We start from the raw sequence: 19,694 nt of genomic DNA, 5'->3' as shown, positions 1-19,694 counted from the left end.
CAGGGGCGGGGGCGAAAGCGTCGCAGGCGTCAGGGATCAGCCAGCGGGCCGTAGAGGATGAGGGCGGGTTGGTCGCTGCGCGCCTCTGCCAGTTGGGCGGCGAGGGTGGCGACGGTCAGGCGGGTGAGCGATTGTTCCGGATGGGTGACGGCCTCGGCCAGCAGGGCGGGGGTGTCGGGGGGCAGGCCGTGGGCGATGAGATGGGCGGCGAGGGTGGGGAAGGTGCGCTTGCCCATGAAGACGACGGTCGTCGCCTCGGCATCCGCCAGCGCGGGCCAGTTGAGGTCTTCGGGCAGGCCGCCGGTGACATCGGCGCCGGTGACGAATTGCACGCGGCGGGCGGTCAGGCGGCGGGTGAGGGGGATGCCTGCGGCGGCGGCGGCGGCGCAGGCGGAGGGGACGCCGGGGATGATCTCATACCCGATGCCGGCGGCGCGGAGGGCGACGAGTTCCTCCTCCAGCCGCCCGAAAAGGCCGCCATCGCCGGATTTGAGCCGCACCACCCGCGCGCCGGTTGTGGCGTGATCGACGAGAAGGCGGCTGACATGGTCCTGCTTGGGCGAGGGGCGGCCTGCGCGTTTGCCCACTGCCACCAGTTCCGCCGAAGGGGCGGCATGGGTCAGGAGGGGGCCGGAGGCGAGGTCGTCGAAGAGGATGACATCTGCCTCGGCCAGACGGCGGGCGGCCTTGAGGGTCAGAAGCTCCGGGTCGCCGGGGCCGGAGGAGACGAAGGAGACGAAACCGGGGGTCATGGGGTGGCCTTGGCGGGGGCGATGAGGTGGAAGAAGGTGCCGCTGGTGAGGCCGCCCTTTGGCTGGTGTTGGTAGGAGCCGGTTTCGGCGACTGCAACCCCGTTCGCATCGGTGACTTGGGCGAGGGGGGCGTCGGGCTGCGACAGGATCGTGGCGTAGTGGAATTCGTGGCCGCGGAGCGCGGGGGCATCGGCGAGGCCGGGCAGGGCGACATGCGGGCGGGCGAGGCGGTAGCCGAGATGCATGCGGCGTTTCTCGAAGCTGGTTTCAAGGCCCAGAAGGCCCGCCATGCGGTGGCGCGTGCCATCGGCGGCCACCAGCCCCGCACCAAGCGCCATGTAGCCCCCGCATTCGCCATGGACGGGGCGGGTTTCGGCGAAGGCTTTCAGGCCATCGCGGAAGGTATCGGCGGCGGCGAGGCGGGGGGCGTGAAGTTCCGGGTAGCCGCCGGGGAGCCAGGCGACGGTGGCGCTGGGTTCGGGGGCCTGATCGGCGAGGGGGGAGAAGGGGAGGATGGTGGCCCCTTGGGCGCGCCAGTCGGCGATGAGGTGGGGATAGACGAAGGAGAAGGCCGCGTCGCGGGCCAGCGCGATGCGTTCGCCGGGGGCGGGGATGGGTTTGGCCGGGCTGGAGGGTGCGCGCGAGGGGGTGGCGGCGGCGCGGATCGCGGCGAGGTCGCAATGGGTGGCGACGAGGTCTCCCAAGGCGGCGAGTTGGGCGGCCAGTTCGGGCAGTTCCTCGGCCTGGACGAGGCCGAGATGGCGGGCGGGGAGGGCGATGTCGGTCCGCTTCGGCAGCGCGCCGAGGACGGGGAGGCCCGCGCGGTCGAATCCGGCGCGGAGGAGGGATTCGTGGCGGGGGGAGGAGACGCGGTTCAGGATCACGCCGCAGAGGCGGACGGCGGGATCGAAGCGGGCAAGGCCCATGGCCACGGCTGCGGCGGTCTGGGCCTGGCCGCCCACGTCAAGGACCAGAAGCACGGGCCAGCCCATGCGGGCGGCGATGTCGGCGCTGGCGCCGTTTCCGGTTTCGCCCGGCGTGGCGGTGCCGTCGAAAAGGCCCATGGAGCCTTCGGCCACCACGATATCCGCGCCGCTGGCGGTGGCCGCGAGGGTGGCGAGGCGGTCCGGCCCCATCGCCCAACTGTCGAGATTGGCCGAGGCGCGGGATTGGGCGGCGGCGGTATGGAAGGCGGGGTCGATGTAGTCAGGCCCGCTCTTGAACGGTTGCACGGACAGGCCCTGCGCGCGGAAGGCGGCGATCAGGCCCAGCGCGACGGTCGTCTTGCCGGTGCCCGAGGCGGGGGCCGAGATGAGGAGGCCGGGCGGGATCATGCGGATTCGGGGAAGCGGGGGGAGGTGCCGACGGGGCGATAGCGGCGGTCGTAATCGCCTGCGTAGAGGCGGCTTTCGTCGAAGTCTTCGGCCCCGAGGGCGTGGCCCACGAGGATGAGGGCGGTGCGTTCGCCGTCGCCGATCCTGGGGTCGATGGTCGAAAGCGTGGCGCGGTGGATGCGCTGATCGGGCCAGGAGGCGCGGAAGACCACGGCGACGGGGCAATCGGGGCCGTAATGCGGGGTGAGCCGTTCCTGCACATCGGCCAGGACATGGACGGAGAGGTGGATGGCGAGGGTGGCGCCCGTCTTGGCGAAATTCTCCAGCGTTTCACCATCGGGCATGGCGGAGGCGCGGCCCGAGGTGCGGGTGAGGATCACCGATTGCGCGACGCCGGGCAGGGTGAGTTCGGCACCCAGCGCGGCGGCGGCGGCGGCGAAGGAGGGCACGCCGGGGGTGACGTCATAGGGGATGCCGAGGTCGCGCAGGCGGCGGAGCTGTTCGCCCATCGCGGACCAGACCGAAAGGTCGCCGGAATGGAGGCGGGCGACGTCATGGCCTGCGGCATGGGCGGATTGGATTTCCGCCATGATCTCGTCCAGCGAGAGGGGCGCGGTGTTCACGATCCGCGCGCCGGAGGGGCAGTGGGAGAGGAGTGCCTCGGGCACGAGGCTGCCGGCATAGAGGCAGACGGGGCAGGCGGCGATGAGGTCGCGGCCACGCAGCGTGATGAGATCGGCCGCGCCGGGGCCTGCGCCGATGAAATGGACGGTCATGGGTGTGGTCCTTGGCTGGTGGCGATGGCGAGTGTGGCCATGCCGTCGGGCGCGGTGATCCGCGCGAGGGTGAGGGTCGCGCCGGGGCCTGCGGCGGCGAGCGCGGCGGCTTCGGCGACGGATCCGGTGCGGAAGCGGGCGGTGATGCGGGGCGAGTGGGTCGGGGTGGCGATGCCGTCGATGGCGACGGGATGCAGCGGCAGGGCGCGGGATCGGGCGAGGGCCGTCAGCGCCGGGTGGGTGGCCTTTTCCGTCGCGGTGGCGAGGGCCTGGACGGGGTGGCCGGTGGTTTCCTCGGCGCTCTGGAGAAGGGCCGTCAGGGTGGCAAGGGTGGTGGCGGCGCGCAGGCCGATGCCGGCGACGATCATCGCGTGACGCTCCATTGCACCACCGGGCGGGCGGCGGTCCAGCCGTGGAAGCGGCCCAAGGGCGTGGCTTCGGCCAGGTCGATGCGGAGGAGGTGGCCGCCATGGGCGGCGTGCCGGGCAGCGAGGGTGGCTTCGGTTTCCAGCGTGACGCCATTGGCGACAAGGCGGGTGCCGGGGGGGAGGGTTTCCCAGAGATGGGCGTGAAGGGCGGCATCGCCACCGCCGCCAATGAAAACGGCATCGGGGATGGGGAGGGTGGCGAGGGCAGTGGGGGCGCTGCCTTCGGTGACGGTCAGGCGGTGTTCGATGCCGAAGGCCGCGGCATTGGCGCGGATATTGGCGGCGCGGTCGGGGCGGGGTTCGATGGCGATGGCGGTGCCACCTGCAAGGCACCATTCGACGGAGATGGAGCCGGAGCCTGCGCCGATGTCCCAGAGCCTTTCGCCCGGCCGGGGGGCGAGGGCGGAGAGGGTGAGGGCGCGGACGGGGCGGCGGGTGATCTGGCCGTCATTTGCGAACAACGCGTCGGGAAGGCCAGATGCGCGGGGGAGGCCAGCGGAGGGGGGGAGGTCGGTGCCGTCGATGGCGACGGCGAGGGGGGCTGTGAGGTCTGGCGTGACGTCAGCGGCGGTGCGGAGGCGTTCGCGCGGCCCGCCAAGGCATTCGCCCACGGTCAGGCGGGCGGCGGCGAAGCCGTTGTCGCGGAGCCATGCTTGCAGGGCGGGCAGGGCCGCGGGGTCGCGCAGGGTGCAGAGCGCGCGGGTGCCGCGTGTCAGGACGGGCCGCAGCCGGGCGAAGGGCGCGGCGTGGAGGCCGAGGCAGAGTGTCTCCTCCAGCCGCCAGCCCATGCGGGCGGCGAAGAGGGAGAAGGTGCCTGCGACGGGGTGGGCCTGCCATTCGGAAGGGTTCAGATGGGCGGCGACGGAGCCGCCCGCGCCGAACCAGAAGGGATCGCCTGAGACGAGCATGGCAGTGGGTTCGCCGCGCCGGGCGAGAAGGGGGGCGAGGTCGAAGGGGATGGGCCATTCCGCCGCGCGTGCGGGGTCTATCCCTGCAAGCGACAGGTGGCGGGGTGCGCCGAAGACGCGGGTGGCGGTGGCGAGGGCGCGGCGGCTTGCCTCGGACAGGCCCGCCGGTCCATCTTCGCCCAGACCGATGATGGAAAGCCAGGGATCAGCCATGACGCGCGTTCTTTTGCTGGGTGGCACGACCGAGGCCAGCCGTCTGGCCGAGGTGTTGGCGGCAAGGGGGGTGGAGGCGGTCTTTTCCTATGCGGGCCGGACGGAGGCGCCCAAGGCCCAGCCCCTGCCGCAGCGGGTGGGGGGATTTGGCGGGGTGGCGGGGCTGGTGGCCTATCTGCGCGAGGGGCGCTTTACCCATGTGGTGGATGCGACGCATCCTTTCGCTGCGCAGATGAGCCGGAATGCCGTGGCGGCCTGCGCGGAGGCGGGGGTTCCCTTGATCGCGCTGGAGCGGCCTGCCTGGCAGGCGGGGCCGGGGGATGACTGGGTGGCTGTGGCCGATGTGGCGGGGGCGGTGGCGGCGCTGCCTGATAGGGGGGCGCGGGTGTTTCTGGCCATCGGCAAGCAGACGCTGGAGCCCTTTGCCGCGAAGCCGGGGAATTTCTACCTGCTGCGGCTGGTCGATCCGCCGGAGGGGGCGCTGCCCTTGGCCGATGCGGAGGCCGTGATCGCGCGGGGGCCCTTCACGGAGGAGGGGGATGTGGCGCTGATGCGGGCGCGGGGGATCACCCATGTCGTGGCCAAGAATGCTGGGGGTGCCGGGGCGGAGGCGAAGCTTGCGGCGGCGCGGGCGTTGGGCCTGCGCGTGGTGATGATCGACCGGCCCGCCCTGCCCGCGCGGCGGGTGGTGGGGGAGATTGGTGCGGTGCTGGACTGGATCGTTCATTCCGGCACCGTTTCGGCAGGCACCGAGCGGGGGGTATAGACCCAGCGCCCCACGCGGCGGGTGGCGGCGTTGCCGACGATGACGACGGTGCGCATGTCGGCCATGTCGGGCGTCGCCTCGGCGAGGGTGACGGTGGAGAGGCATTCCTCGGGGGTGGAGACGGCGCGGGCGAAGGTGATGAGGCGGGCGGGTTCGCATTCCTCGCGCAGGATCTCCAGCACGCGGGCGAACTGGTGGGGGCGGGATTTCGAACGGGGGTTGTAGAAGGCCATGGCAAAGCCGCCCTGCGCGGCGTGGCGCAGGCGGCGTTCGACCTCGGCGAAGGGTTTGAGGTTGTCGGAGAGGTTGATGGCGCAGAAGTCATGACCCAAAGGCGCACCGGCGCGGGCGGCGGCGGCGAGCATGGCGGTGATGCCGGGGAGGATGCGGATGTCCGTCTCGGCCCGGTCGGGGCGGGTTTCCAGCGCCTCGAACAAGGCCGAGGCCATGGCAAAGACGCCGGGATCGCCGGAAGAGACGATGACGACGCGGCGGCCTTCGGCGGCCATGTCGAGGGCGGCTGTGGCGCGGTCAAGCTCCACCCGGTTGTCGGAGGGGTGGAGGGTCAGGCCGGGGCGCGGGGCGATGCGCGCGACGTAGGGAATGTAGCCCACGACATCGGTCGCCTCGGCCAGTGCGGCGGTGACTTCGGGGGTGACGAGAGAGTCGTTCCCCGGACCGAGACCCGCGACGGTGACGCGGCCCGAAGAATTTGGGGCGGTCATTCGTCGGCCTCCGTCAGTGGGCGGCGGCCGTGGCCGTGGACGAGGACGATCGCGAAATAGGGGCAGTCGGTGGCGTCCACCTCGGCCAGTCGGGCGATGCGCTGGTTGGGCATGGTGCCGCGTTCGACGAGCCAGGCGTCGTCCAGCCGGCCTGCCTGTTCCAGCGCGCGGCGGACGCGGGGCAGGTTGCGGCCTGTCTTCATGATGGCGAGTGCATCGGCGGCGCGGATGTGGCGGATCAGGTCTTCCTCTGGCAGGGTGCCCATGAGGACCGAGAGCACGTCATCGCCCCAGGTGATCGGTTCGCCCGTGGCGTTCCAGCAGCCGACCATGCCGGGGATGCCGGGGATCACCTCGACCGGGACGCGGTCGCGCAGGCGGATATGCAGGTGCATGAAGGAGCCGTAGAGGAAAGGGTCGCCTTCGCAGAGGACGACGATGTCGTGGCCGTCTTGCGCGAGGGTGGCGAGGCGGTCGGCCCAGTCATCGTAGAAATCGGCCAGAAGGCGGTTGTAATCGGGGCTGTCGAAGGGGATTTCGGTGGTGACGGGATATTCCATCGCCAGTTCGACGGCCTGCGGATGCAGCATCCCCTCCACGATGCGGCGCGCCTGTCCCTGACGGCCCGGCTTGCGGAAATAGGCCACGTGGCGCGCGGCGCGGATCGCGCGGTCGGAGCGGACGGAGATCAGGTCCGGGTCGCCGGGGCCAAGCCCGGCGCAGATGATGCGGCCCATCGTCATTCCTTGCGGCTGGCCAGAGCGTTGACGGCGGCGACGGTGATCGCCGATCCGCCGAGACGGCCCTTGACGATCACGCTGGGGGCGGGCGGGGCGGCCATCAGCGCGTCCTTCGATTCCGCCGCGCCGATGAAGCCGACGGGGCAGCCGATGATGGCGGCGGGGCGGGGGCAGGTGGGGTCTTCCAGCATGTTCAGGAGGTGGAAGAGGGCGGTGGGCGCATTGCCGATGGCGACGACCGCGCCCTGAAGGTGCGGGCGCCAGAGTTCGAGGGCGGCGGCGGAGCGGGTGGTTTTCATTTGTGCCGCCAGCGGGGGGACGGCGGGATCATGCAGGGTGCAGATCACCTCGTTCTTTGCGGGCAGACGGGGGCGGGTGATGCCTTCGGAGACCATGCGCGCGTCGCAGAGGATGGGCGCGCCGGATTCCAGTGCGGCGCGGGCGGCGATGGCCATACCTTGGGTGAAGTGGACATGCTGTTCCAGCCCCACCATCCCGGCGGCGTGGATCATGCGGACGACGACGATCTCTTCTTCCGGGGAGAAGCGGGCGAGATCGGCCTCGGCCCGGATGGTGGCGAAGGACTGTTCGTAAATCTTCGCGCCGTCGGTTTCGTAGATATGGGGCATCAGAACAGTCCTTTCAGGTCGATGCCTGAGGCATCGAGGGCGCGGGCGCGGGGGGCGCCCTGCGCAGTGCCGCCCTGGATCAGGTCAAAGCCTGACGGGGTGGCGACGAGGGTGAGGTCGGCGGGGCCGGGATGGGCGCAGCCCTTGGCGCAGCCGGAGATGTGGAGGGTCCGGCCCGGCGGCACCTGCGCGGCAAGGCGGCGGGCGAGGGGGCGGGTTTCGGCATGGGCCTGAAGGCAGCCGGGGGCGCCGGTGCAGGCCTCTACCCTGCGGAGGGGATCATCGGGGGAAAGGATCAGGCCGGGAAGGGTGGGGAGGGCGGTTGCGCCTTCGATCAGGACCATGCGCCAGGGGGTGATGCGGAGAGGGCCGAGGGCGGCAAGCTGGGTTAGGGTGGCGGCGGTCATCTGGCCGAAGTCGAGGGCGACGAGGGCGCCTTGCTGCACAAGGCCGGGGCCGGGGGGGGATGCTGCGGGGGCCGGGGTCGCGGTGAGGGGAAGGGCGGGGCGGTGGCCGCGTGCGACATGGGCGGCCATGCGGCCCCGGCCATCGGTGACGCCGCCGGTTTCGGTGAACCAGCGGGCGAGGGCGATGGCCTGGGTGGCAGCGGTTTCGGCGGTGACGGGGGTGCCGTGGGGCAGGCCGTCGGGGCGCAGGATCAGGGTGCCGTCGGTGCCGCGTTCAAGGCGGATGTCGCCTGCGGTCGCGGTCAGGATCGGGGCGGGGCCGGTGTCGATGACGAAGCCGAATTTGCCGGGCAGCAGGGGCGCATCGGCCAATGCCTGTGCCAGCGCGGCGGCCAGCGCATCTGTGGCAGGATCGGCGAAGGGGGTGACAAGGATGTTGCGGCGGGTTTCCGACAGGATGTCAGGGTCGATCAGGCCAAGGGCGCGGAGGTCGTCGATCAGGGCGGGGTGGGTTGATGGGGTGACGCCGCGCAGTTGCACATTGCCGCGCGCCGACAGGTCGATCAGCCCGTTGCCGTGGAGGGCGGCGGCCTGTGCCAGCCCTGCGGCCTGCGCGGTAGTCAGGCGGCCATTCGTGGGGCGGACGCGGACCACGAGGCCGTCGCCCGACTCCATCGGGCGCAGCGCGCCGGGGCACCAGCCTTGCACGGTGAAGGCGGGGGTCATGGCGCGGCCTCCAGCGTGGCGGCGATGGAATTGCGGCGGGTGACCCAGAGCCCGGCCTCGGCCAGACGGTGGAACATGTCGCGCAGGGCGGCGAGGGCGGCGGGGTTTTCCCGCTCCATGAATTCGGTGATCTCGTCGCGGCCCAGGGTCGCCTCGTGGTAGAGGTCGAAGAGATGGGGCGGCACAACACCCGCGAGATGGGCGAAGGCGGCCATGTGGTCGAGCGTGGCGGCAATCTCGGCGGCACCACGGAAGCCATGGGCGGCCATGCCATCGGCCCATGCCGGATCGGCGGCGCGGGCGCGGACGACGCGGGCGATTTCTTCGGTCAGGCTGCGGGCGCGGGGACGGTCGGGTTGGGTCGCGTCGAGGTGATAGAGCGCGGGTTGGGCGGCGCCGAGGCGCGAGAGGGCGGCGGCGAAGCCTGCCTCATGCGCGGCGTAATCGGCGGCAAGAAGAAGGTCGCTTTCGGGCAGGTCCTGCGCGTGGACGAAGCTGTCGGCGGCGCGGAGGCGGGTTTCGAGGGCGGCGCGGTCGTTCGTGGATTGCCCGTCGATGCCGATGGACCATGAGGAGGCGGCAATCCATGCCTCACCCGCCGCGGCGCGGGCCTCGGGGGTGAAGTCGTCGAGTTGTGCCATCATGCCAAGGCCGTATTGGCCGGGCTTGGGGCCGAAGACGCGGGCGGCGCGGGCGCGGTAAGGGTTGTCCTCGGGGGCCTCGTCCCGTTCGGCGAGGGCCTGCGCGCCGGTTTCGAAGAGCGTGGCAAGGCCGGGGAAGACGTCGCGGAAAAGGCCGGAGACGCGGAGGGTGACGTCGATCCGGGGGCGGTTCAGGAGGGCGAGGGGGATGATCTCCACCCCCGAGACGCGGCCCGATCCGGCATCCCAGACGGGGGCAAGGCCGGCGAGGTGAAGGGCCATGGCGAATTCCTCGCCCGCCGTGCGCATGGTGGCGCTGCCCCAGAGATCGACGACAAGGCCCTTTGGCCAGTCGCCATGATCCTGCAAGTGGCGGCGGAGGAGTTCTTCGGCGAGTTTCACGCCCTGCGCCTGCGCGGCGCGGCTGGGCACGGCGCGGGGATCGACGGCGTAAAGGTTGCGGCCCGTGGGCAGGACATCGGCGCGACCACGGGCGGGTGAGCCGGAGGGGCCGGGGGCGACGCGGCGGCCGGAAAGGGCGCGGAGGAGGCCGTCACGCTCTGCCGCGCCGCATTGGCCGCGGCCGAGGATGTGGAGCCCCTCGCCATATTGGCTTTCCTTGATGTCGCAGACGAAACGGTCGATCCGGGTGATGGCCTCGGCGGGGGATGCGGTGGCCGGAAGGCCGAGATCGGACTCTACCCCAAGGGCCTGTGCTTCGGTTCGAATGGAGGCGATCAGCCTGTCACGGCGGGCGGGATCGAGACCATCGGCTGTGGAATATTCATCCAGCAGCCGTTCGAGGTGATGCATCCCTTCCGGCAGGGCGGCGGCGCGGAGCGGTGGCGGCAGGTGGCCGAGGGTGAGCGCGCCGATGCGGCGCTTGGCCTGTGCGGCCTCACCCGGGTCGTTGACGATGAAGGGATAGATGACGGGCAGGGGGCCGATCAGCGCCCGCGGCCAGCAGGTGGCGGAGAGGGCGACGGATTTGCCGGGAAGCCATTCCAGCGTGCCATGCGCGCCCATGTGGATGAGGGCGTGCAGGCCTTGCGACCGGAGCCAGAGGTAGAAGGCGACATAGGCATGGCGCGGGGTGCGCGAGAGGTCGTGATATTCGCCGTCGCGCAGCGCGACCTCGCCCCGTTCGGGTTGCAGGGCGATGAGGGCGTTGCCACGGCGCAGGGCTGCGAAGCGGAAGGTGGTGCCGTCGCAGGCGGGGTCTTGGTCTGGGGCGCCCCAAGCGGAGGCGAGGGCCTGTTGCAGGTCCGGGGGCAGGGTGGCGAGGGCGGCGCGGTACTCGGCCAGCGGCCAGGACAGGGTTTCGGTCATCAGCGCCGCGCCGAGGGCGGTGCCGGGGGTGACGCTGTGGTCGGCGGCGGCGAGGTCTTGCAGAAGCGCCTCTGTCGAGGCGAGCGCGTCGAGACCCACGGCATGGGCCAGTTGATGCGCGCGGCCGGGATAGGTGGAGAGGACCACGGCAAGACGGCGGTCGGGGGCGGGCGTGGCGGCGAGGCGGTGCCAGGCGGTGACGCGGGCGGTCACGGCAGCGATTCCTGCGGGATCGGCGCGATGGGCGAAGCGGGAGAATTGCAGATCGGGGTCGCGTTTGCCGGGGGACTTGAACGAGGCGAGGCCCGCGAAGAGGCGGCCGTCAACTTCGGGCAGGACGACATGCATGGCGAGGTCGGCGGGCGACAGGCCCCGGTCGGACGACGCCCAGTCGCGGCGGCGGGCGGTGGACAGGGCGATCTGGAAGACCGGGAAATCGCCCGTGTCGAAGGGTGTGGAGCCGTCATCGCCGCGGGCGGAGAAGGCGGTGGCGTTCACCACGGCGGCAGGGCGCAGGCGGGCGAGGTGCGGGGCGAGCCAGTCGGCAAAGCCCGGCACCTTGAGCGAGGGGGCGAAGACGCCCGTGGCGGCGAAGCCTGCGGCGCGGAGCGACCGGATCAGCGCGTCTATGGTGTCGGTATCGGCGGCGGTCAGGTAGCTGCGGTAGAAGCTGACGAGGACGGCGGGTTGGTCGTTGGGTTCGGGCGGCGGGACAACGCCCCGGTCGGGATCGTAGAAGCCGAAATCGGGCATCCGCTTGTCGCCCGGAACGGGGGGGGCATAGAGGCCTGCGGCCAGCGCCAGTTGCGCCAGTGCCGCCTGTGCGGCCACCGCGCCCCCGGCATCGCAGAGGGCCTGAAGGCGGCGGAGGGTGGAGACGGGCAGGGTGGAGGCGGCATCCAGCGCCGGGTCGGGGCGGCCATCGGCGGGCAGGATGGCCAGCGCCAGACCCTTGCGCTGGGCAAGGTCACGGATGGAGGCGATGCCGTAGGGCCAGTACGCCTCGCCCCCGATCAGGCGGATGAGGATGGCGCGGGCGCCGGAGAGCGTGCGGTCGAGATAGGTATCGACCGAGACGGGATGGCGGAGCGCCACGATGTTTTGCAGCCGCGTCGGGGGGAGGGTTCCCCCCGCCCGGTGCCAGCCTGCCGCGAAGGCGCCGAGGTCGCTGTCGGAAAAGGACAGCACCACCAGATCGGCGGGGTCCTGGCCCGGATCATAGGGTGTGTCGGCTGTTTCCAGACCGTGGCTTTCGCGGAAGACGACGTGCATGGCGCGGGATCAGACCCCCAATTGGCGGCGGATCGCCGCTTCGTCGATGTCATCATGTTCGGCGATGACGACGAGGCGCGACTGGCGCGGGGCGGTGCCCCAGGGACGGTCGAACTGGTGCCGGACGCGTTCGCCGACGGCCTGCAAGAGAAGGCGCATCGGGCGGCCTTCGACGGCGAGATAGCCCTTCACCCGCAGGATGTTCTGGTCGCGGGCGAGGGTTTGGACACGGGCGACGAGGTCTTCGATATCGGTGATTTCCGGCAGGTCGATCACGACGCTATCGAAATCATCATGTTCGTGGTCGTCATGGCCGTCATGGTGCGAGGGGCGGGCGGCGAGGTCATCTTCGGCGGCGGCGTTGAGGCCGAGGATGACGCGCGGGTCGATGCTGCCATCGGTGACGTGGAGGATGGGCAGGCGGCGGGGCGTTTCCGCCTCGATCACCGCGCGGGCGGCGGCGAGGCCGTCTTCGCCCGCGAGATCGGCCTTGGTCAGGAGGATGATATCGGCGCAGGCGATCTGATCCTCGAACACCTCGGAGAGCGGCGTTTCATGATCGAGGCTGTCATCGGCGGCGCGCTGGGCATCCACGGCGACCGGATCGGGGGCAAAGCGGCCAGCGGCGACGGCTTCGGCATCGGCCAGCGCCACGACGCCATCCACGGTGATGCGCGAGCGGATCGCGGGCCAGTCGAAGGCCTTGAGCAGCGGCTTGGGCAGGGCCAGACCGGAGGTTTCGATGAGGATGTGGTCGGGGCGCTGGGGGAGGGCCATCAGCGCCTCGATCGTGGGGATGAAATCGTCGGCCACGGTGCAGCAGATGCAGCCATTGGCGAGTTCGACAATGTTTTCGACCGGGCAGCTTTCATCGGCGCAGGATTTGAGGATGTCGCCATCCACGCCCACAGTGCCGAATTCGTTGACGAGGATGGCAAGGCGGCGGCCCTGCGGGTTCTGCATCAGGTGGCGGATGAGGGTGGTCTTTCCCGCCCCCAGAAAGCCGGTGATCACGGTGACGGGGATCTTGGTCAGGTCGGTCATGTCAGGACTCCAGCGGGGGAATGCGGGCAAGGCTTTGCTTGCGGAAGATGGCGGGGCGGTCGCGCCACGGCACGACACCGTTGTCGGACTGGTCATAGAGCGCGGCGCCGCGCAGGATTTCGGCCACGTCATCCGTGGTCATCCGGCCATAGACGTAAGACCAGGCGCCGGGTTTCGACAGCGCGACGGCACAGCCATTGTCGCAGCCGGAGAGGCATTCGACGGCGCGGATGGTGACGGTTCCGCCCTCATTGGCGGCGGTGAGGGCGTCATGCAGGCGCCGGCCGGGGCAGACCTCGCCCTCGGGCACGGGAAGGCCCGCGCGGCAGGTGGTGCAGACGTGCAGAATGGTGGTCATCCCACCCCCCAGAGTTCTTGGTGCCGACGGGGATGGCCTGCGGGCGGGCGCGCGTTGCCGCTGCCCGCATCCGAAGGTCGCGGAACACCCCGCCCGCGCGTTTCAGTCTGGCGCTGGCAGGTCTCCCGGCTTGCGGATATCGGGGCGGGGTCGCCCCGGCGCTCTGCCCGCCTTCCCGAACCTTGCGGCCAGTGGCTTGGGGCAGACCTTTCCGGTCACGGTCGCGGGGGCGGCTGCTTTCGGTGCCGTGACCTGATGGGTCGCAAAACCGGTCGCATTCCCTCTTGGCCTGCCTTATGGACAGGCACCAGCGCCTTTATCTGTCCTCCTCTGCCACACGGGGCGGGACTGTCAAGGAAAAGGAACGGCACCATGAATGACGGGAACGACATGCCCCTGCTTGACGATGCGGCGGAACTGGCGCGGCACGCGGCGAAGATGGCGAAGAAGAAGGCCGCGCGCGACCGGATGATGGCGCAGAAGACCGACGGCAAGGGGCTGGTCATCGTGCATACGGGGGCGGGGAAGGGGAAATCCTCGTCCGGGTTCGGGATGATCCTGCGTTGCATCGCGCATGGGATGCCCTGCGCCGTGGTGCAGTTCATCAAGGGGGCCTGGGATACGGGCGAACGCCGCCTGATCGAGGGGAATTTCGGCGATCTCTGCGAGTTCCACGCGATGGGCGAGGGGTTCACCTGGGAGACGCAGGACAAGGCGCGGGACATCGCCGCAGCGCGGGCGGGATGGGAGAAGGCGAAGGAATTGATCCGCGATCCGGATATCCGATTCGTGCTGCTGGACGAGATCAACATCGCGCTGCGCTATGACTATCTGGATATCGCCGAGGTGCTGGCCTTCCTGCGCGACGAAAAGCCGCCGATGACGCATGTCTGCCTGACGGGGCGGAATGCGAAGGAAGAGTTGATCGAGATGGCCGATCTGGTGACGGAGATGACGCTGGTGAAGCATCCGTTCCGGTCAGGCATCAAGGGACAGCCGGGGGTGGAGTTCTGAGGCCGCCATGCCTGCGCTGATGATCCAGGGCTGCGGGTCGAATGTCGGCAAATCCATGCTGGTGGCGGGCCTGTGCCGTGCGGCGCGGCGGCGGGGGTTTTCCGTCGCGCCCTTCAAGCCGCAGAACATGTCGAACAATGCCGCGGTGACGGCGGACGGGGGCGAGATCGGGCGGGCGCAGGCCTTGCAGGCCTTGGCCTCTGGGCTGGAGCCGGTGGTGGACATGAACCCTGTGCTGCTGAAGCCCGAAAGCGAGACGGGATCGCAGGTCATCGTGCAGGGCAAGCGGCTGACGACGGCGCGGGCGCGGGATTATGCGGCGCTGAAGCCGCAGTTGATGGGCGCGGTGCTGGAGAGTTTCGGGCGGCTGCGGGCGCGCCATGATCTGGTGATCGTGGAAGGCGCGGGCAGCCCGGCAGAGGTGAACCTGCGGGCGGGCGACATTGCCAATATGGGGTTTGCCCGCGCGGCGGGCGTGCCGGTGATCCTGACCGGGGATATCGACCGGGGCGGGGTGATCGCGCAGATCGTGGGGACGCAGGCGGTGATCGACCCTGAGGATGCCGCGATGGTGGCGGGGTTCCTGATCAACAAGTTCCGGGGCGACCCGCGCCTGTTCGATGACGGCTATGCCTTCATCGAGGAACGCACGGGCTGGAAGGGGTTCGGCGTGGTGCCTTGGTTCGGGCAGGCGCATCTTCTGCCGGCCGAGGATGCGCAGGACATTCTGGCGCGGCCGGTGGGCGAGGGGGTGGTGATCGCCTGCCTGACCCTGTCGCGGATCGCGAACTTCGACGATCTGGACCCGTTGAAGGCCGAACCGGGGGTGAAGCTGGTGATGGTGCGGGCGGGTGATCCGATCCCGGCCGAGGCGCGGCTGGTGATCCTGCCGGGCAGCAAATCGACGCGGGGCGATCTGGCCTTTCTGCGGGCGCAGGGCTGGGATGTGGACCTTGCCGCCCATGTGCGGCGGGGGGGGCATGTGCTGGGCATCTGCGGCGGGTATCAGATGCTGGGTGCCTCGGTCGCCGATCCGGAGGGGATCGAGGGGCCGGCGGGGGTGACGGCGGGGCTGGGACTGCTGGAGGTGGAAACGGTGATGACGCCCGACAAGCGGCTGGAGCGGGTGCGGGCGGTGGAGGCGGGCAGCGGCCTGCCGGTCGAGGGATATGAGATCCATATCGGGCGGACGTCGGGGGCGGATTGCGCGCGGCCCTTCGCCTTTGTCGAAGGCCGGGCCGAGGGCGCGATGAGCGCGGATGGGCGGATCGTGGGGAGTTACCTGCACGGGCTGTTTGCGTCGGATGATTTCCGCGCGGGTTATCTGGCGCGGCTGGGCATTGCCGCCGCACCGCGCCGCCATGCGGCGGAGGTGGAGGCCGCGCTGGAGGCGCTGGCCGATCACGTGGAGGCGCATCTGGATGTGCCGGGGCTCCTGCGGGTGGCCGGGCTGGATCAGGGCGCGGGCTGAGCGGGGCGTCGGCCCCAGCCATCGGCGAAGATCAGATCGTCGAGCGGCAGCCGCCGCGCCCAGCCGCGCGTCTGCAATTCGGGTTCCTTGTGCAATTCCTCGACATGGCCGAGGCAGAGATAGGCGACGGGGACGACGTGATCGGGCAGGCCGAGCAGGTGGCGCAGGTCCTCTTCGTGGAAAATCGACACCCAGCCGACCCCTATCCCTTCGGCGCGGGCGGCGAGCCAGAGATTCTGCACCGCGCAGACGGTGGAGAAGAGATCCATCTGCGGGGCATGGGTGCGGCCGAGGACAACCGGGCCGCCCCGGCTGCGGTCGCAGGTGATGCAGAGGTTGAGCGGGGCCTCGGTGATGCCCTGGAGTTTCAGGCTGTCATAGAGCGGGCGGCGGTCGGCGGGGAACAGGGCCGAGGCTTCGGCATTGGCGCGGTGGAAGGCGGCGGCGATGCGGGCGCGCAGGTCGGGGCAGCGCAGGACGAGGAAATTCCAGGGCTGCGAGAGGCCGACCGAGGGCGCGTGATGCGCGGCGGTCAGCAGGCGGCGGAGGGTGGCATCCTCGATCGGGCGGGGGGTGAACTGGCTGCGGACGTCGCGCCGGGTGAAGATGGCGCGGTAGAGCGCGGCCTGTTCGGATTCGGAAAAGGGGCCGGCGGGGGCGAGGGCGGGGTCGGCATGAGTCATCGGCGGGCATCCCGGTGCGAAACTGGGCTGCCGCCGGCCTTCGGCGCCCCGGTTTCGTCTGGCCGGTCTTCTGACTTGGCTTCGCGCGGGTGCGGCGCCTTCCCGGTTGCCCGGTGGCCTGTTGCCGCCCCATCCACCTTACAGCGTTGGGCACGTCGCGGATTTGCACCGCGTTCCCGATTCTCCTGCCCTGGGGCAGGCACCAGACGGGGCAGGGATAGCCTGTCGGGCAGGGGGCGGGCAAGATGGGGCGGCTGCGGCGCAAAGCGGCGGCTGGATGCCGCTTTCGGATTTGACAGCGGGCAGGGCGCGGGCGATGCTGTGTGGGATGGTTCCCGGCAGGCCAAAGGCGTGGCCGGGTGAAAAGGGAACACGGGTCGGGTGTAGGCATCAGCCGCCCAAGCCGTGACTGCCCCCGCAACTGTAGGCGGCGAGCGACCCCCGAAGCCACTGTGCCAGGTCCGGCACGGGAAGGCGGGGCGAGCCGAGACCCGCGAGTCAGGAGACCTGCCATCAAGACCCGATAACCACCGGGCGGGGTGCCCCGGAAGGAGTGTCTGATGGATGCGTCATTGCGGCAGCCCCTTGCCGCGCCAGTTTCCCCTATCGGCGCCGATCCCGGCGCTGGACTCGTGCTGCGTGCGCTTGGGCCGGATGCCGTGCCGGCGGTGGCTTTGCAGGGCGTGAGTTGGGGGCCGAAGGGGCAGGAAGATATCCTGACGGATGTGAGCTTTGCCGTGCCCGAGGGGCAGGTCGTGGCCGTCTGCGGGGCGAATGGGGCGGGGAAATCCTCGCTTCTGCGGCTGATCTATCGCCACCACGCGCCGCGCCGGGGCGAGGTGCGGCTGATGGGGCAGGACCTGTGGCGGATGGGCGCGGATGCCGCCGCGCGGCAGGTGGCGGCGGTGTTGCAGGATACGCCGGGCGAGCTGGACCTGACCGTGCGGCAGATCGTGGCGCTGGGCCGCCTGCCGCATCGGCGCGGCTGGGGCGCGGGCTTTGCCCGGCCCGAGGCGGGTGCGGCGGTGGAGGCGGCGCTGGAGCGGATGGACCTTGCACGGCTGGCCGAGCGGCGTTTCGCCACCCTGTCGGGGGGCGAGCGGCAGCGGGCCATGGTGGCGCGTGCGCTGGCGCAGGAGCCGCGCGTGATCGTGCTGGACGAGCCGACCAACCATCTGGATATCCGGCATCAGCTTGACCTTCTGCATCTGCTGCGGGGTCTTGGCCTGACGGTGATCGCCTCGCTGCATGACCTGACGCTGGCGGCGGGCTTTGCCGACCGGGTGCTGGTGCTGCATGGCGGGCGGCTGTTTGCCGATGGCCCGCCGGCCGCCGCCCTGGACGAGGCGGTGCTGGCAGAGGCCTTCCGCGTGCGGGCGGTGGTGGACCGCAGCGGTCCGCGCCCGCGCTTTTCCTTTCATCTGTAATCCTCAAGACGTGAGACACGACCCATGAGCCGTTTTGCTGGCCGTCTGGCCGCCCTTGCCCTGCCTGCCCTGATGATGCCTGCCCTGATGATCGCCGCGCCCGCGTTGGCCTATCCGGTGACGGTGGAAAGCTGCGCCCGCAGCGTGACCTTCGACGCCGCGCCGGAGCGGGCGATTTCCAATGATGTGAACCTGACCGAGATGATGCTGGTCCTTGGCCTGCGCGACCGGATGGCGGGTTATACCGGCATTTCCGGCTGGAAGACTCTGGATGAGGAGATGCGCGCGGGCGTGGCCGAACTGCCGGAGCTTTCGGCCAAATATCCCACCAAGGAGGTGCTGGCCGGGGCGGAGGCGGATTTCTTCTTCGCGGGCTGGAATTACGGGATGAAGGTCGGCGGCGAGGTGACGCCCGAGACTTTGGAGCCCTTGGGGATCAAGGTCTATGAACTGACCGAAAGCTGCATCCATATCGGGCCGAAGGCGCGGTCTTCGATGGAGGACATGTATGCCGATATCCGCAATCTGGGCGCGATCTTCGGTGTTTCGGACCGGGCCGAGGCCCTGATCGCGGAATGGACGGCGCGGCTGGAGGCGGCGACGGCGGGGGTGGACCGGAGCAATCCGCTGCGCGTCTTCGTCTATGACAGCGGGGAAGAGGCCCCCTTCACCGCCGGGGCCTATGCGATGCCCACTGCGCTGATCGAGGCGGCGGGGGGGAAGAACATCCTCGACGATCTGGAAAAGAGCTGGGCCGAGGTGGCCTGGGAGCCGGTGATCGAGCGGAACCCGGAAGTCATCGTCATCGTGAACTATGGCGACGTGACGGCAGAGCAGAAGATCGCCTTCCTGAAAGGGAACCCGGCCTTTGCCAGCATCGACGCGGTGAAGAATGACCGTTTCGTCGTGCTGGATTATGTCGAGGCGACGCCGGGGCCGCGCAACATCAAGGCGGTGGAAAAGCTGGTCGCCGGATTTGCCGGGAACTGACCGATGATGGAGGCGGCACAGTCGGCGGGGCGGCTGCGGCGGATCGGTCTGGGGACCGGTCTGGCCGGGGTCGTGGCGGCTGTGCTGCTGCTTTCGGTGGCAATGGCCGTGTCGGTGGGGGCGGTGTCGGTGCCCTTGGCCACTGTCTGGGGCGTGGCGCTGGAGCGGGTGCTGCCGGGGGCCGGGGCGGGGGAGTGGAGCGCGGGTCAGGCGGCGATCGTCTGGGACATCCGCTTTCCCCGCGTGGTGCTGGCGGGGCTGGTGGGGGCGGGGCTGGGGCTGGTGGGTGCGGCGTTGCAGGCGGTGACGCGCAACCCGCTGGCCGACCCGCATCTCTTGGGGATTTCCTCGGGCGGGGCCTTCGGGGCCATCGCGGCGCTGCTGCATACGGGGATGTTCCTGGGCCTTCTGACCGTGCCGCTGATGGCCTTCGGGGGCGCGCTGGTAGCGACGCTGCTGGTGCTGGGCGTGGCGCGGGTGGCGCAGGCCACGAGCGCGGACCGGCTGGTGCTGGCGGGGGTGGCGGTCAGCTTCGTCATCATGGCGGGGGCCAATATCCTGATTTTCCTGGGCGATCCGCGGGCCACGCATACGGTGGTGTTCTGGATGCTGGGCGGGCTGGGGCTGGCGCAATGGGATCACCTGATCTGGCCGCTGGCGGTGCTGCTGCCCTGCGGGCTGTGGCTTTGGGCGCAGGCGGGGCGGTTGAATGCGCTGGCGCTGGGGGATGAGACGGCGGCGAGCCTCGGCATCGAGGTGGGGCGGTTCCGGCTGGCGGTCTTTGTGATGGCCGCGCTGGTGACGGGGGTGATGGTCGCCTTTTCCGGGCTGATCGGCTTTGTCGGGCTGATGATGCCGCATCTGGTGCGGCTGGTGGTGGGGGGCGACAATCTGCGCGTCCTGCCGGCCTCGGCGCTGGCCGGGGCGGTGTTCCTGATCTGGGCGGATGCGGCGGCGCGGGTGGCGCTGGCGCCGGAGGACCTGCCCATCGGGGTGGTCACCGGCCTGTGCGGGGGGCTGTTCTTCCTGTGGCTGATGGCGCGGCGGGCCTGAGGGGGTGC

19 protein-coding genes and 3 riboswitches are annotated in these 19,694 nt (G+C 70.5%); of the genes, 6 read left to right on the top strand and 13 right to left on the bottom strand.

The window, feature by feature from the left end; translation table 11 throughout:
• Positions 1-29 precede the first annotated feature (29 nt).
• Genes cobA through cbiT form a run of 5 tightly spaced genes read right to left on the bottom strand, consistent with a single transcriptional unit; the run spans position 30 to position 4,411 of the window.
• Positions 30-752 carry a uroporphyrinogen-III C-methyltransferase gene (gene cobA / locus C0V75_RS01560; protein ID WP_101919143.1) on the bottom strand — a complete coding sequence of 241 codons (723 nt, stop codon included), beginning with the start codon at positions 750-752 and terminating at the stop codon, positions 30-32.
• Positions 749-2,086 carry a cobyrinate a,c-diamide synthase gene (locus C0V75_RS01555; RefSeq protein WP_101919142.1) on the bottom strand — a complete coding sequence of 446 codons (1,338 nt, stop codon included), beginning with the start codon at positions 2,084-2,086 and terminating at the stop codon, positions 749-751. Before C0V75_RS01555 ends, cobA begins: the two co-directional genes overlap by 4 nt.
• Positions 2,083-2,862 (bottom strand): precorrin-4 C(11)-methyltransferase, encoded by a 780-nt coding sequence (gene cobM / locus C0V75_RS01550; protein WP_101919141.1) that lies wholly within the window; start codon positions 2,860-2,862, stop codon positions 2,083-2,085. Before cobM ends, C0V75_RS01555 begins: the two co-directional genes overlap by 4 nt.
• Complete coding sequence (locus tag C0V75_RS01545) at positions 2,859-3,230, bottom strand: cobalamin biosynthesis protein (RefSeq protein WP_101919140.1); 372 nt, start codon at positions 3,228-3,230, stop codon at positions 2,859-2,861. Before C0V75_RS01545 ends, cobM begins: the two co-directional genes overlap by 4 nt.
• Complete coding sequence (gene cbiT, locus C0V75_RS01540) at positions 3,227-4,411, bottom strand: precorrin-6Y C5,15-methyltransferase (decarboxylating) subunit CbiT (RefSeq protein ID WP_101919139.1); 1,185 nt, start codon at positions 4,409-4,411, stop codon at positions 3,227-3,229. The genes C0V75_RS01545 and cbiT overlap by 4 nt, the downstream gene beginning before the upstream one ends.
• Here cbiT and C0V75_RS01535 point away from each other — a divergent pair.
• Positions 4,410-5,177, top strand: coding sequence for a cobalt-precorrin-6A reductase (locus C0V75_RS01535; RefSeq protein ID WP_101919138.1), 768 nt, complete (start codon positions 4,410-4,412; stop codon positions 5,175-5,177). The two genes, cbiT and C0V75_RS01535, sit on opposite strands and share 2 nt — an antisense overlap.
• Here C0V75_RS01535 and cobJ read toward each other — a convergent pair.
• From cobJ to C0V75_RS01500, 7 genes are read right to left on the bottom strand one after another with little or no spacing between them, the layout of a single operon-like run.
• Positions 5,135-5,902: a precorrin-3B C(17)-methyltransferase gene (cobJ, locus tag C0V75_RS01530; protein ID WP_101919137.1), complete on the bottom strand. Its 768-nt coding sequence runs from the start codon at positions 5,900-5,902 to the stop codon at positions 5,135-5,137. The genes C0V75_RS01535 and cobJ overlap by 43 nt on opposite strands.
• Entirely contained in the window at positions 5,899-6,639 is a 741-nt protein-coding gene (locus tag C0V75_RS01525) for a precorrin-2 C(20)-methyltransferase (protein ID WP_101919136.1), read from the bottom strand. The genes cobJ and C0V75_RS01525 overlap by 4 nt, the downstream gene beginning before the upstream one ends.
• Positions 6,640-6,641: 2 nt before the next feature.
• Complete coding sequence (locus C0V75_RS01520) at positions 6,642-7,271, bottom strand: precorrin-8X methylmutase (RefSeq protein ID WP_101919135.1); 630 nt, start codon at positions 7,269-7,271, stop codon at positions 6,642-6,644.
• On the bottom strand, positions 7,271-8,404 hold the full coding sequence (gene cobG, locus C0V75_RS01515) for a precorrin-3B synthase (RefSeq protein WP_101919134.1): 1,134 nt from the start codon (positions 8,402-8,404) through the stop codon (positions 7,271-7,273). Before cobG ends, C0V75_RS01520 begins: the two co-directional genes overlap by 1 nt.
• A complete protein-coding gene (gene cobN, locus C0V75_RS01510) occupies positions 8,401-11,646 on the bottom strand; it encodes a cobaltochelatase subunit CobN (protein WP_101919133.1) in 3,246 nt (1,081 codons plus the stop codon). Before cobN ends, cobG begins: the two co-directional genes overlap by 4 nt.
• Before the next feature lie 9 nt (positions 11,647-11,655).
• Entirely contained in the window at positions 11,656-12,690 is a 1,035-nt protein-coding gene (gene cobW / locus C0V75_RS01505) for a cobalamin biosynthesis protein CobW (protein WP_101919132.1), read from the bottom strand.
• A gap of 1 nt (position 12,691) precedes the next feature.
• Positions 12,692-13,048, bottom strand: coding sequence for a DUF1636 domain-containing protein (locus C0V75_RS01500; protein WP_101919131.1), 357 nt, complete (start codon positions 13,046-13,048; stop codon positions 12,692-12,694).
• Positions 13,049-13,145: 97 nt separating this feature from the next.
• A riboswitch (cobalamin riboswitch) is annotated at positions 13,146-13,375 on the bottom strand.
• Between the two features lie 45 nt (positions 13,376-13,420).
• On the opposite strand from C0V75_RS01500, the gene cobO reads away from it, so the two are divergent.
• Together cobO and C0V75_RS01490 are read left to right on the top strand one after the other, a co-directional pair.
• Positions 13,421-14,062 (top strand): cob(I)yrinic acid a,c-diamide adenosyltransferase, encoded by a 642-nt coding sequence (cobO, locus tag C0V75_RS01495; protein ID WP_216821386.1) that lies wholly within the window; start codon positions 13,421-13,423, stop codon positions 14,060-14,062.
• Between the two features lie 7 nt (positions 14,063-14,069).
• The gene (locus C0V75_RS01490; RefSeq protein ID WP_101919130.1) at positions 14,070-15,533 is read left to right on the top strand and encodes a cobyric acid synthase; all 1,464 of its coding nucleotides are present in this window, start codon (positions 14,070-14,072) and stop codon (positions 15,531-15,533) included.
• Here C0V75_RS01490 and bluB read toward each other — a convergent pair.
• The gene (gene bluB / locus C0V75_RS01485) at positions 15,518-16,216 is read right to left on the bottom strand and encodes a 5,6-dimethylbenzimidazole synthase (RefSeq protein WP_101919129.1); all 699 of its coding nucleotides are present in this window, start codon (positions 16,214-16,216) and stop codon (positions 15,518-15,520) included. The two genes, C0V75_RS01490 and bluB, sit on opposite strands and share 16 nt — an antisense overlap.
• A 42-nt stretch (positions 16,217-16,258) precedes the next feature.
• Positions 16,259-16,438: riboswitch (cobalamin riboswitch) on the bottom strand.
• Between the two features lie 90 nt (positions 16,439-16,528).
• Positions 16,529-16,746, top strand: a riboswitch (cobalamin riboswitch).
• Positions 16,747-16,776: 30 nt separating this feature from the next.
• Between bluB and C0V75_RS01480 the strand changes: the two genes are divergently transcribed.
• From C0V75_RS01480 to C0V75_RS01470, 3 genes are all read left to right on the top strand, one after another.
• Positions 16,777-17,643 carry an ABC transporter ATP-binding protein gene (locus C0V75_RS01480; RefSeq protein WP_101919128.1) on the top strand — a complete coding sequence of 289 codons (867 nt, stop codon included), beginning with the start codon at positions 16,777-16,779 and terminating at the stop codon, positions 17,641-17,643.
• Between the two features lie 72 nt (positions 17,644-17,715).
• A complete protein-coding gene (locus tag C0V75_RS01475; protein WP_101919851.1) occupies positions 17,716-18,633 on the top strand; it encodes an ABC transporter substrate-binding protein in 918 nt (305 codons plus the stop codon).
• Positions 18,634-18,636: 3 nt separating this feature from the next.
• A complete protein-coding gene (locus C0V75_RS01470; protein ID WP_254216342.1) occupies positions 18,637-19,686 on the top strand; it encodes an iron ABC transporter permease in 1,050 nt (349 codons plus the stop codon).
• Positions 19,687-19,694: the final 8 nt, after the last annotated feature.

Source organism: Tabrizicola sp. TH137 (assembly GCF_002855575.1).
Lineage (GTDB): Bacteria > Pseudomonadota > Alphaproteobacteria > Rhodobacterales > Rhodobacteraceae > Paragemmobacter.
Note: the sequence above shows the minus strand (reverse complement) of the source record. Positions and strands in the feature narration are given on the sequence as shown.

Bases quoted from the DNA above. Each gene is read 5' to 3' on its own strand.
- C0V75_RS01525 (WP_101919136.1), bottom strand. From the start codon at position 6,639: ATGGGCCGCATCATCTGCGCCGGGCTTGGCCCCGGCGACCCGGACCTG.
- cbiT (WP_101919139.1), bottom strand. From the start codon at position 4,411: ATGGCTGATCCCTGGCTTTCCATCATCGGTCTGGGCGAAGATGGACCG.
- C0V75_RS01520 (WP_101919135.1), bottom strand. From the start codon at position 7,271: ATGCCCCATATCTACGAAACCGACGGCGCGAAGATTTACGAACAGTCC.
- C0V75_RS01480 (WP_101919128.1), top strand. From the start codon at position 16,777: ATGGATGCGTCATTGCGGCAGCCCCTTGCCGCGCCAGTTTCCCCTATC.
- C0V75_RS01545 (WP_101919140.1), bottom strand. From the start codon at position 3,230: ATGATCGTCGCCGGCATCGGCCTGCGCGCCGCCACCACCCTTGCCACC.
- cobW (WP_101919132.1), bottom strand. From the start codon at position 12,690: ATGACCGACCTGACCAAGATCCCCGTCACCGTGATCACCGGCTTTCTG.
- C0V75_RS01500 (WP_101919131.1), bottom strand. From the start codon at position 13,048: ATGACCACCATTCTGCACGTCTGCACCACCTGCCGCGCGGGCCTTCCC.
- cobM (WP_101919141.1), bottom strand. From the start codon at position 2,862: ATGACCGTCCATTTCATCGGCGCAGGCCCCGGCGCGGCCGATCTCATC.
- cobN (WP_101919133.1), bottom strand. From the start codon at position 11,646: ATGCACGTCGTCTTCCGCGAAAGCCACGGTCTGGAAACAGCCGACACA.
- bluB (WP_101919129.1), bottom strand. From the start codon at position 16,216: ATGACTCATGCCGACCCCGCCCTCGCCCCCGCCGGCCCCTTTTCCGAA.
- C0V75_RS01555 (WP_101919142.1), bottom strand. From the start codon at position 2,086: ATGATCCCGCCCGGCCTCCTCATCTCGGCCCCCGCCTCGGGCACCGGC.
- C0V75_RS01535 (WP_101919138.1), top strand. From the start codon at position 4,410: ATGACGCGCGTTCTTTTGCTGGGTGGCACGACCGAGGCCAGCCGTCTG.
- cobA (WP_101919143.1), bottom strand. From the start codon at position 752: ATGACCCCCGGTTTCGTCTCCTTCGTCTCCTCCGGCCCCGGCGACCCG.
- C0V75_RS01470 (WP_254216342.1), top strand. From the start codon at position 18,637: ATGATGGAGGCGGCACAGTCGGCGGGGCGGCTGCGGCGGATCGGTCTG.
- C0V75_RS01490 (WP_101919130.1), top strand. From the start codon at position 14,070: ATGCCTGCGCTGATGATCCAGGGCTGCGGGTCGAATGTCGGCAAATCC.
- cobG (WP_101919134.1), bottom strand. From the start codon at position 8,404: ATGACCCCCGCCTTCACCGTGCAAGGCTGGTGCCCCGGCGCGCTGCGC.
- cobO (WP_216821386.1), top strand. From the start codon at position 13,421: ATGAATGACGGGAACGACATGCCCCTGCTTGACGATGCGGCGGAACTG.
- C0V75_RS01475 (WP_101919851.1), top strand. From the start codon at position 17,716: ATGATGCCTGCCCTGATGATCGCCGCGCCCGCGTTGGCCTATCCGGTG.
- cobJ (WP_101919137.1), bottom strand. From the start codon at position 5,902: ATGACCGCCCCAAATTCTTCGGGCCGCGTCACCGTCGCGGGTCTCGGT.